Source organism: Bacillus sp. GW823-FHT06A11 (assembly GCF_058795355.1).
On record NZ_JBXAHS010000002.1, the window covers coordinates 118,853 to 130,187 of the forward strand.

The 11,335-nt window shown below is 37.4% G+C and carries 12 protein-coding genes and 1 pseudogene; 11 read left to right on the forward strand and 2 right to left on the reverse strand.

Annotated features, from left to right (window positions below):
* Positions 1-210: 210 nt before the first annotated feature.
* Positions 211-1,008: a phosphotransferase family protein gene (locus AC1Q8L_RS09055; protein WP_002094168.1), complete on the forward strand. Its 798-nt coding sequence runs from the start codon at positions 211-213 to the stop codon at positions 1,006-1,008.
* Positions 1,009-1,011: 3 nt separating this feature from the next.
* Here AC1Q8L_RS09055 and AC1Q8L_RS09060 read toward each other — a convergent pair whose 3' ends face one another.
* Positions 1,012-1,290, reverse strand: a complete 279-nt coding sequence (locus AC1Q8L_RS09060; protein WP_001122235.1) for a YtzH-like family protein — start codon at positions 1,288-1,290, stop codon at positions 1,012-1,014.
* Positions 1,291-1,519: 229 nt separating this feature from the next.
* On the opposite strand from AC1Q8L_RS09060, the gene trmB reads away from it, so the two are divergent.
* A complete protein-coding gene (gene trmB, locus AC1Q8L_RS09065) occupies positions 1,520-2,173 on the forward strand; it encodes a tRNA (guanosine(46)-N7)-methyltransferase TrmB (protein ID WP_001239383.1) in 654 nt (217 codons plus the stop codon).
* A gap of 69 nt (positions 2,174-2,242) precedes the next feature.
* On the forward strand, positions 2,243-3,097 hold the full coding sequence (locus tag AC1Q8L_RS09070; protein WP_025118398.1) for a YtnP family quorum-quenching lactonase: 855 nt from the start codon (positions 2,243-2,245) through the stop codon (positions 3,095-3,097).
* A 158-nt stretch (positions 3,098-3,255) separates the two neighbouring features.
* On the opposite strand, the gene AC1Q8L_RS09075 is transcribed toward AC1Q8L_RS09070, so the two are convergent.
* Positions 3,256-3,567 (reverse strand): PepSY domain-containing protein, encoded by a 312-nt coding sequence (locus AC1Q8L_RS09075; protein ID WP_000118541.1) that lies wholly within the window; start codon positions 3,565-3,567, stop codon positions 3,256-3,258.
* Between the two features lie 148 nt (positions 3,568-3,715).
* On the opposite strand from AC1Q8L_RS09075, the gene AC1Q8L_RS09080 reads away from it, so the two are divergent.
* The 8 genes and pseudogenes from AC1Q8L_RS09080 to AC1Q8L_RS09115 all read left to right on the forward strand — a co-directional run.
* On the forward strand, positions 3,716-4,789 hold the full coding sequence (locus AC1Q8L_RS09080) for a M42 family metallopeptidase (RefSeq protein ID WP_001031517.1): 1,074 nt from the start codon (positions 3,716-3,718) through the stop codon (positions 4,787-4,789).
* A 432-nt stretch (positions 4,790-5,221) separates the two neighbouring features.
* Positions 5,222-5,731: a DUF84 family protein gene (locus AC1Q8L_RS09085; RefSeq protein WP_000869932.1), complete on the forward strand. Its 510-nt coding sequence runs from the start codon at positions 5,222-5,224 to the stop codon at positions 5,729-5,731.
* 83 nt (positions 5,732-5,814) lie between these two features.
* Positions 5,815-6,129: a thioredoxin family protein gene (locus AC1Q8L_RS09090; RefSeq protein WP_000838193.1), complete on the forward strand. Its 315-nt coding sequence runs from the start codon at positions 5,815-5,817 to the stop codon at positions 6,127-6,129.
* 78 nt (positions 6,130-6,207) lie between these two features.
* Positions 6,208-7,020, forward strand: a complete 813-nt coding sequence (locus tag AC1Q8L_RS09095) for a DUF1444 domain-containing protein (protein ID WP_000784605.1) — start codon at positions 6,208-6,210, stop codon at positions 7,018-7,020.
* Positions 7,017-7,631 carry a YtpR family tRNA-binding protein gene (gene ytpR, locus AC1Q8L_RS09100; RefSeq protein ID WP_001006777.1) on the forward strand — a complete coding sequence of 205 codons (615 nt, stop codon included), beginning with the start codon at positions 7,017-7,019 and terminating at the stop codon, positions 7,629-7,631. The genes AC1Q8L_RS09095 and ytpR overlap by 4 nt, the downstream gene beginning before the upstream one ends.
* A 224-nt stretch (positions 7,632-7,855) precedes the next feature.
* Positions 7,856-8,200 (forward strand): hypothetical protein, encoded by a 345-nt coding sequence (locus AC1Q8L_RS09105; protein WP_000813290.1) that lies wholly within the window; start codon positions 7,856-7,858, stop codon positions 8,198-8,200.
* Between the two features lie 40 nt (positions 8,201-8,240).
* Positions 8,241-9,173 carry an N-acetylmuramoyl-L-alanine amidase gene (locus AC1Q8L_RS09110; protein ID WP_000874048.1) on the forward strand — a complete coding sequence of 311 codons (933 nt, stop codon included), beginning with the start codon at positions 8,241-8,243 and terminating at the stop codon, positions 9,171-9,173.
* 155 nt (positions 9,174-9,328) lie between these two features.
* A pseudogene (locus AC1Q8L_RS09115) lies at positions 9,329-11,335 on the forward strand (DNA translocase FtsK); the annotation flags it as partial.

Consider the following 11,335-nt stretch of genomic DNA (forward strand, 5'->3'; position numbering starts at 1 on the left):
ATGAGAATGTAATAAATGTAGAATTGACAAAGGTGACGATTTTGATAAGTTGTCATTCTATGACAGGTTTTGTAAAATAAAATAGAGAATTTTTGGCTGAGGCTAATTTTTCTTTTCATTTACAGTAAAATATATGAATCCACAACATGTGTAGAAATGTTGCGGTTTTTCTTTTCATAACTATAAAAGATAAGGATTTGTTAACGGGTAATGAATATGGAATGGTTGGAACAATTATTAGGAAAAGAGTGGAGTCTTGTACCGGCTGGTGGAGTAACGGGCGATGCATATATTGCGCAAAACGGACAACAGAAGTTATTTTTAAAGCGGAATACATCGCCCTTTTTAGCGGTATTGTCAGCAGAAGGAATTGTTCCAAAATTACTTTGGACAAGAAGGGTAACGAACGGTGATGTAATTTCTGCTCAAAAATGGCTTCCGGGACAGAAGTTAGAGCCAGAGGATATGAAACTAGAACGTGTTGCGAAACTTTTGAAGAAAATTCACTCCTCTAAAGCGCTTGTACAGATGATTCAAAGACTTGGGAAGCAACCGCTTCACGCACAAGAGTTATTACAACAACTGCAACTCGTTTTAAGAGGAGATATAAGGGATGATGAAACAATTCAGCAAGGCCTTCAATATTTAATGGATTCATTAAAAGCTATTGAATACAATGAATTCGTTGTATGCCATTGTGATGTAAACCATAACAACTGGATATTGTCGGATGAAGATGAGTTGTTTTTAATTGATTGGGATGGAGCTGTAATTGCTGACCCAGCTCTAGACCTTGGTATGTTATTATATTGGTACATTCCGCGCCAGGAGTGGAGTGAGTGGCTCGGTTTTTATGATATTGAAATGGATGAATCGCTGCTTAGGCGCATGAGATGGTATGTGATAGCACAAACGATTTTGTCTATTCAATGGCATACAACAAAAAAACAGCAAGCAGAAGCTGAATATTGGCATCAATATTTACAGCAACTACTTGCTTCAGAATAATACTTAAGAAAAATTGTCCATTCCAGCAATCCACTGAGTAAGTTGTTCTTGATTATTGGAAATATGGTTGTCCAAATTAGAGGAAGATTTACCCGATTGACTATAAGAATATACATCGTTTAGCATTGTTTTAGCGTCACTACTTATATTATCGTTTGCGAGTAACGATTGAATGAGGCGCTCTAATTGCTCGCATTCTGAAACTGTCCCGCAGCAATCACTTTGGTGGTTGACTAAAATATCTTTCAGCACTTCTAATTGATGTTGTTGATTAATTGGCATGAACGGATCATCCTTTCGATTGTTTTTCTCTTCAAATGTAAGAGAAAAAGCTGTTTCGTCATGGAATGTTTAATGCTGTATGTAGTTTTTATCAAAATGGTACATCTTATACTTGAAAGAAACGGACCGAGTGCTCGTACGTACTTGGTTTTTTGTTTGGTAGATTGATTAAAAAAAGAAAGAAGGAATTATTCCTTTAAAATAGTTTTGTAAAGAGAGGGAGACATCTATGCGTTTAAGACATAAACCATATGCAATGGATCGAATTAACGAGTATTCACATATCGTAATCGGAAACCCAGAGGAGCGCGCTGGTAACTGGAAAGAAGTATTTGGAAATGAACAACCAATTCATATTGAAGTAGGTACAGGGCGTGGCCGCTTTATGTATGATATGGCAAAAGCGAATCCACATATTAATTATATTGGAATTGAAAAATTCACAAGTGTTGTTGTAGATGCACTTGATAAATTAATTGAAGAAGAAGTGCCGAACTTAAAGTTAATTAATAAAGATGCTGAAGATTTAACAGTTTTCTTTGCAAAAGGTGAGATTGATCGCGTTTATTTAAACTTCTCAGATCCATGGCCAAAGAAGCGTCATACGAAGCGTCGTTTAACGTATAAAACGTTTTTACGCAATTATGAAGAAGTGTTAGTAGAAGGCGGAGAAATTCATTTCAAAACAGATAACCAAGGTTTATTTGAATATTCTCTTATGAGTATGGCTGAGTATGGTATGTTACTAACTTACTTAAGCTTAGATCTTCATAACAGCGACTTTGAAGGTAACATCATGACTGAATACGAAGAGAAATTCTCTAGTAAAGGTCATCGTATTTACCGAGTTGAAGCAAAATATCGTACAGAGCCTATGCAGTAATGCATAGGTTTTTTTACATCTAAAATAATCAGAATTTTATGTTAAGATTAATTGAAAGGGGGATGTGTAATGGAACAGTTACAAATTGGAGATATAAAAGTAACGTGGTTAAAAGGCGGAAATACACATTTAGATGGAGGGGCAATGTTTGGTGTTGTGCCGAAAGTACTTTGGTCACGTAAATATAAACATAATGACACAAATCATATTTACTTACGAACAGATCCGTTACTTTTACAAACGAAAGATGGAAATATGCTCATTGATTCAGGAATAGGAAACGGTAAGTTGGATGAGAAGATGAAACGAAATCAAGGTGTAACAGAAGAATCATCGGTTTATGAATCGTTAGAAAAACAGGGATTAAAGCCTGAAGATATTCAATATGTTTTAATGACACACCTTCATTTTGATCATGCATCTGGCCTAACAAAATGGGATGGGGATCACCTTGTACCAGCGTTTCCAAATGCGAAAGTTTACGTAAGTGAAACAGAGTGGAATGAAATGAGGAACCCAAATATTAGATCCCGTAATACATATTGGAAGGAAAATTGGGAACCGATTGTAGATCAAGTTGTTACGTTTCAGCAAGAAATAGAAATTACAGATGAAATCAAGATGGCACATACGGGTGGGCATAGTGATGGACATGCAGTCATCATTTTGGAGAGTCAAGGGGAAACGATGCTACATTTAGCAGATCTCTTGCCGACGCACGCGCATCAAAATGTATTATGGGTAATGGCATACGATGATTATCCGATGACATCGATTGAAAATAAGCAAAAGTGGATGGAGTACGGCGCTGAAAAAGGAGCATGGTTTACTTTTTATCATGACGCATATTACCGTGCAGTAAAGTGGAATGAGGAAGGTCATATCGTAGAAAAAATAGAACGGAAAACGAGTATAGAAGCATAAAAATAGGAGGTTGTTCCATCATATTTATTGGAGCAGCTTCTTTTTTATTGTCGGGTTTTGTCGGTAAGTCGATATATTTAAAAAATCGCTGATATAATTTTAATCAATACCCGCAATTTCAAAAAAATAAGAGGTTCACCTAATGGGAACCCTCCGTTTTATGCTGCTATAACCTCTAAAACAGTACCTGTTTTAGCATCAACTAAAAATTCAAATCGTTCTTGTATATCATCTAACATTGTTGTAAGACCGCCGCGATAAACTTCATATGCGACATCATATTTTTCAAATGTCTCTGGAACCATATGTACCCAAGAGCCAGTAATTTCACCTTTATGACTTAATGCTTGTTTCACCATTTTCAATGCTTTTTCTGAAGAAATATGGGATTGTTCTTGTACTTTGTTTGCAACGAGATAACCAGCTGCGAACCCAACGCCAAGACCTGCTACTAAACCTTTCCAGCTCATATATTCACCTCAATTCTATAAAATAAAAATAGTGTACCAATAATAATTATAAAGCAAATACAGCTAAAAAAGAAGAAACTAGAAACATTTCGAAAATTTCGTTACAATAAAAGAGGTATTCTACTAAGGTTTGAAAGAAGGGGACTTCGTGAATAAAGAGACATTGCAATTATTTCGTACGTTAACAGAATTACAAGGTGCATCAGGTTTTGAACATGATGTACGCCGTTTTATGAAACAAGAATTAAGCAAATATGCGGATGAAATTGTACAAGACGGTTTAGGTAGCGTATTTGGTCTGAAAAAAGGGGACGAAACTGGCCCGCGTGTTCTTGTAGCAGGTCATATGGATGAAGTAGGCTTCATGGTTACGCAAATTACGAAAAACGGAATGCTTCGTTTTCAAACGTTAGGCGGCTGGTGGAGCCAAGTTTTATTAGCGCAGCGTGTACAAGTTATGACGAAGAATGGTCCTGTTATTGGGGTTGTTGGTTCTATTCCTCCTCATTTATTAAGTGACGCGCAACGTGCAAAACCGATGGATATAAAAAATATGTTAATTGATATAGGTGCAGATAGTTATGAAGATGCGATTGAAATTGGTGTAAAACCAGGACAACAAATCGTGCCGATTTGCCCATTCACACCGATGGCAAATGAGAAGAAAATTATGGCGAAAGCTTGGGACAACCGTTACGGATGTGGTCTTGCAATCGAATTGTTAAAAGAATTAAAAGATGAAACATTACCAAATACATTATATTCTGGTGCTACTGTACAAGAAGAAGTAGGTCTTCGCGGAGCGCAAACTGCTGCAAATATGATTCAACCAGACATTTTCTATGCGCTTGATGCAAGTCCAGCAAACGATGCATCTGGTGACAAAACGCAGTTCGGTCAATTAGGAAAAGGTGCCCTTCTTCGTATTTACGATCGCACGATGGTAACACATAGAGGAATGCGCGAATTCATTTTAGATACAGCAGAAACAAACAACATTCCGTACCAATACTTTATTTCACAAGGTGGTACAGATGCGGGCCGTGTACATACAAGTAACTCTGGTATCCCATCAGCAGTAATTGGTGTTTGCGCACGCTACATTCATACACATGCTTCAATTTTACATGTTGATGATTATGCAGCGGCGAAAGAATTAATTACGAAGCTTGTAAGAACAACAGATAAAACGACGTTAGAGACAATTAAGAATAACGCGTAGAGAAGAAGGGCGAAAAACCCTTCTTTTTTTAGATTGAAGAGATGACCCAGCGATGAGTGGGAGCGGTCAGTGCTTAATTGGTGTTCGAATGATGTATGAAGACTCCAAGTAGGAAGTGAGAGGAAGGCTGTTTTTGTTTTTGAAGACGGTAATGTTGTTAGAAAAACCCTTCTTTTTTTAGATTGAATAGATGGCCCATCCATGAGTGGGAGCGGTCAGTGCTTAATTGGTGTTCGAATGATGTATGAAGACTCCAAGTAGGAAGTGAGAGGAAGGCTGGTTTTTGTTTTCGAAGACGGTAATGTTGCTAGAAAAACCCTTCTTTTTTAGGCTGAATAGATGACTTGGTGATATGTGGTAGTGGTTGATGCTTAGTTCGTATCTGATGCGGATATTAGAATAGAATGATGAATTTTTATAGAGGTGAACGAAATGAAGGTAGTAGTTGGATCGAAGAATAAAACGAAGGTTGGCGCTGTGGAGAAGGTTTGGAAAGATGCTGAAATTACATCTCTTTCTGTTCCTTCAGGAGTAGCAAATCAGCCGTTTTCAGATGAAGAGACGATGCAAGGAGCGATTAATAGAGCGAAGCGAGCGCTAGAGGAAGGAGGAGCTCAAATTGGTATTGGGCTAGAAGGCGGCGTAATGAAAACGGAGTACGGTTTATTTATGTGTAATTGGGGCGCGCTAGCAACAAGTGATGGTAAAATATTTGTTGCCGGCGGGGCACGTATTACGTTACCGGATGATTTTTTAGCACCTCTTGAAGAGGGCAAGGAGTTAAGTGAAGTGATGGAAGAGTTTGTACATAGAAAAGATATTCGTAGTCACGAAGGTGCAATCGGTATTTTTACAGATGATTATGTTGATCGCACGGAATTATTTGTACACGTTGTTAAGTTACTTGTTGGGCAATATAAGTATGACGAAAAGCAAGCATAAACCTTGCACCATGCGTGATGTATGGTAGTATAAAAGAAAGATTATAACATGAAAACATGCACTCGTTAGAGGAGGAAATATAGATGAAGTCATTAGAAAGCATGGAGCAATTCCAACAATTAAAAAATGAAGAGAATGTAGTCTTTATGTTCTCAGCAGAATGGTGCCCAGACTGCCGTTTTGTAGACCCATTTATGCCAGAAGTAGAAGAGAAATATAGTGATTTCTCATTTTACTATGTAGATCGTGATGAGTTTATTGATCTATGTGTAAAATTAGACGTATTTGGCATTCCGAGCTTTGTAGCGTACAATAAGGGTGAAGAAACTGGTCGCTATGTAAACAAAGATCGTAAAACACAAGAACAAATCGAAGAGTTTATTGAAGGTTTAAAATAAGGCAATTTGCCAATTGAATTGTAAAACAACCTCTACCTTCGCGGGGGAGGTTATTTTTTTGGAAGGGAGGAAAAAGAGATGAAGATGACAAGTAAAAAGATGAAAGACGAGTTAATGAAGAAATTATCTCGCCCAGAATGGGACTTTCAGTATGATAGCGAGAAAGAAGTTCTACGTATTGAACAGAAAGACTCTAAAAAAGGTATTAACGTATCGCTTCCAGGAGTTGTGGCAAAATGGGAAGTGAATAAAGAAAAAGCAATTGAAGAGGTTGCTTATTATGTACAAGAAGCGCTAATTGCGATGCATAAAGAAGAAAATAGTGGAGCGAAAATTTTACCTGTTATTCGCTCTACTTCTTTCCCGAAACAAGCAGAAGAAGGAAATCCGTTTATTATGACGGATCATACGGCGGAAACACGTATTTACTATGCGTTAGATTCGAATAAAACGTATCGACTAATCGATGAGCGTCTGTTACAAAAATTAGAACTTACAGAACAGCAAGTACGTGAAATGGCATTATTCAATGCTCGTTCATTAGGTTATGAATTTAAACAAGACACAGTAGCGGGTAATACATTCTACTTTTTAAACACAAATGATGGATATGACGCGACGCGTATTTTAAACGAATCGTTACTACAATCGATGCGTGAAAAGATTTCTGGTGACATGGTTGTTGCTGTTCCTCACCAAGATGTATTAATTATTGCTGATATCGTTAACGAAATCGGTTATGATATTATTGCACAAATGACAATGAAATTTTTTGCCGAAGGGCATGTTCCGATTACATCACTTTCATTCGTATATGAAGATGGAGACTTTGAACCAATCTTTATTTTAGCGAAGAATCGGAAGAAGACAGATGGAAAAGAGAAAGGATGAACGAAGTGAACGTTTTTTACAACCTTGAAGGAATTGGTGACACTTTAATTGTTGCCTTACAAGATATTACTTTAGAGAACCGTACTTTTGATCGCAAAGGAGATGTTGCTCGCGTTTATGATCGTGAAAGCAACGTAACGGGAGGATTCAACATCTTTAATGCATCTTCTTATTTAGAAGTAACAGAAACAGGTAACCTTACATTAACGAAAGAGCTTGTTGAGAAAATCAACGAAATTTTAGCGAAGAACGGCTTTGAAGAAACAGTAGAAGCAGATCTTTCTCCGAAATTTGTTGTAGGTTATGTAGCTGAAAAAGAAAAGCATCCAAATGCTGATAAGTTAAACATCTGTAAAGTAGAAATCGGTACAGAAACATTACAAATCGTATGTGGCGCACCAAACGTTGATGCAGGACAAAAAGTTGTCGTTGCAAAAATCGGTGCTGTAATGCCAAGCGGTATGTTAATCAAGCCAGCTGAGCTTCGCGGTGTTCCTTCTTCTGGAATGATCTGCTCTGCACGTGAATTAGAGCTTCCAGACGCTCCACAAGAAAAAGGTATTCTTGTATTAGAAGATAGCTTTGAAGTTGGACAAGAATTTAAATTTTAATTGATATAAGAAAAGAGAGGTTGTCCTTTTGGGCAGCCTCTCTTTTTTGTCATTTTTGTTGGTAAGTCGAAATTTCGTGTTGAATCGTTAATATATTGAGAGTTGTGATAGATATACTCCAAAAATCGTAAATATGATAAAGGTGTCACCTTTTGTCTTAAAATCTATATTGTATTTTATAAACAAACTAGTTAAAATTTAGAAAAATAGAAGGGGATAGACGTATGAAACAACAACTAAAAATCGCAGAACTTCTAAAACGAATTGAAACTTCAAAACAGCAAGATGTTGAGCTATGTACTTATGAAATATATGTGTTTAGTGAAAGTGAATTAGAAAAAGGACAAATCGGTTACCGATATGATAAACATAAAAAGTCATTAATAAGTGAAGAACACGGAAAGTGGCAAGAAGGATGGATTGCAATTGGATATGAAACGGATATGGGCGATCCAGTTTTCGTAAATATAGATGATGACGCTTATCCAGTTTATACTGCAGAACGTGGTACAGAAACATGGCAGCCAGTTTATATTGGAAATATGGATGAGATTATAGGGCAATTATAAGAAAAACTTTGAATCCGGTGCAAAGTGATGGGAGAGAAGTATGAAGTATATAAAAATAATGAGCATGATTGCATTCATTGGAATATATATGGCCGGTTGTTCACAAGAGCAGCCGAAAAAAGAAACTACATCTTCTATACAAGAGAAAAACAAAGATACCAAAGAAGACGCACCGGTAGAAAAGCAGCAAGAACAAGAAAAGAACGAAGAATCGCAAGTAGAACAGAGGCAAGAGGAAGTATCAGCCGAGGAAAAGAAAGAAGAAACTACAACTGTGCCGCCAATTGAGCAACCAGTGCAAAATAATGAACAAAAAGTAGAGAGTAATGAAAAGCAAGGAAAGTTTCTCGTCGTTATTGATCCAGGGCATCAACAAAAAGCGAATTTAAATTTAGAGCCAATTGGACCAGGGGCAACAACGCAAAAATATAAAGTGACAGACGGTACAACAGGTGTTGTGACGAAAAAGAGAGAGGCTGTACTTGTATTAGAAATGGCTTTTTTATTAAAAGAAAAGCTTGAAGCAAAAGGGATACAAGTATTAATGACGAGAACATCACAAGACGTTGATATAAGTAATAAAGAACGGGCGACATTCGCAAATAATCATAAGGCTAATTTATTTTTACGTCTTCATGCAGATGGTTCTGAAAATCCAAACGAAAGTGGATTTGCTGTATTGACGCCGGCAGAAGGAAGTCCGTATACGAAAGAGATTTATGCGGAAAGTCTTCAAATCTCTCAAATGATTGTAAATAAAATGAGGGAGAACCAGCAAGTAAAAGTAAATGGAATTAAATTTAGGGATGACCTTTCTGGATTCAATTGGTCCAAAGTACCTGGCGTACTATTAGAACTTGGGTTTATGTCAAACCATGAAGAAGATAAAAAATTATCTGACCCGCAGTATGTAAATTCTTTATTGCAAAGTGTAACGGATAGTGTAGATGCATATCGGAAGAGTAAAGCTTAAGCGGAGTCTTACATGAAAGGCTGCGTTTTTCCATATGAAAACACTCGTAAATTAGAATATTGTGGATAAATATGACATGCTTAATTTTACCTGCACTTTTTGCCGAATGCTGATACAATAAAGGATGTTACTATTTAGTAGAAAGAGTGGTAAGCATGTTAGATTGGATGAAAAAGCTGTTTAACAAAGAGGAAGAACAAACAGCGATGAATAAAGAAGTACCAAAGCAAATTGAAAGTCAGCCGAAAATTCCTCGTGTAAACCACTACACTGAAGCAAGAGAAGCACAAATGGCAAGTAGGAATGCAGGTAAATGCCGTTTTCCTTTAGTACCGGATAATGGGTTCGATGAAGAGGATGAAAGCGAAGTAAATCGCTTTGAAGAACAACCTGTTCAAGGAGTAGCATATGAAGAACCGACTGCCCAAAGAGGAATAAAGGTGGAAAGAAGCAGACGACCGTATGTGGAAAAGGTAGTTTCTACATATGAAGAGCCGGAAGTGCAATATGAACCGGTGCGGGAGTCTGTCGTTAAAAAGGCATCTGCACCTTCGCAAGAGAGTAACCGTAGACCATTTCGTCCAACAGAAATGATTTCGCCAATTTATGGATATAATCGTCCTTCAGTAGAGAAAAAGGTTGAAAAGCAGGAGGAAGTAAAAGAAAGAGAAGATCTTGAAATATCTGTAGAGGGAAAAGCAGTTGTTGATGCATGGTTAGAGAAAAAAGGATATAAATTATCTGATTTCTCAGAAGGACAAGCAACGTCTTCTGCTCCAGGTGAAGTAGTTGAACAGAAAGGCCAACAGAGCAAAAAAGAAGAAAAATCAGTTGTTGATCAATGGCTAGAGAAAAACGGTTATGAAATTGAACGCCAAGTGCCTTTAGTAGAAGAAAAAGAAGTGATTAAAGAAATGAGTACACCGCAGGAAGTTTCAGCGGATGAATTACTTCATAAAACAGTAGCTGAGCAGATGGAAAGTGCTAAGCTAGAAAAAGATGTAGTGGTGTTAAACGAAAACAATCTACAAGAAGAATTAGTAGCTTCTAAAGTAGAGCACGAGGATACAATATTATCAGAAGAAATTAAACGTAATACAGAAATAAAACAACCTACTATTGAAGTAGAAAAGCAAGCTCCAGAAGAATCAGTGATTGTCAAAGCAGAAGAAAAACTTGAAGAAACAATCATTGTGGAAATACCAGAAGAGCTAGAAGAAGTGGAAGTAATTACAGAAACAGAAGAGCTAGAAGAAGTGGAAGTAATTACAGAAACAGAAGAGCTAGAAGAAGTGGAAGTAATTGCAGAAACGGAAGAGTCAGAAGAAGTAGAAGTAATCGCAGAAGCAGAAGAGTCAGAAGAAGTGGAAGTAATTGCGGAAACAGAAGAGCTAGAAGAAGTAGAAGTGATTGCGGAAACAGAAGAGCTAGAAGAAGTAGAAGTGATTGCGGAAACAGAAGAGCTAGAAGAAGTGGAAGTAATTGCGGAAACAGAAGAGCTAGAAGAAGTAGAAGTAATTGCGGAAACGGAAGAGCTAGAAGAAGTGGAAGTAATTGCGGAAACAGAAGAGCTAGAAGAAGTAGAAGTGATCGCAGAAACAAAAGCGCCTGTAGTAGAGACATTTGTAGCACTTGAGGAAATTCAGCAAGAAGATGAAGTAATTGAACAAAACAGTGAATTCATACATGTAGCTGAGGCTGATGAACAGACAAAGAACGATGTTCAAAGCTTTGCGAATGTTTTAATTGCAGAAACAGAAGAAAATAAACGAGTTGAAGAAGAAGCACCGGTCGTAGAAGAGCAATCAGTTGAAGAAGAAGTGCCGGTCGTAGAAGAACAACCCGTTGTAAAAAAAGAAGAACCAAAACGTGAGAAAAAGCGTCATGTACCATTTAATGTTGTTATGTTGAAACAAGATAGAACACGATTAATGGAAAGACATGCAGCTAGAGCAAATGCAATGCAGCCTTCTGCTAATGTACGAGTAGAGAATAAGCCAGTACAACAAGAGGTAGCAGAACCACAAGTGGAAGAACAGCCAATGCAGCAGGTGGTAGTAGAATCACAAGTGGAAGAAAGCCCAGTGCAGCAAGTAGTAGCAGAACCACAAGTGGAAGAACAACCAATGCAGCAAGTAGTAGCAGAACCACAAGTGGAAGAA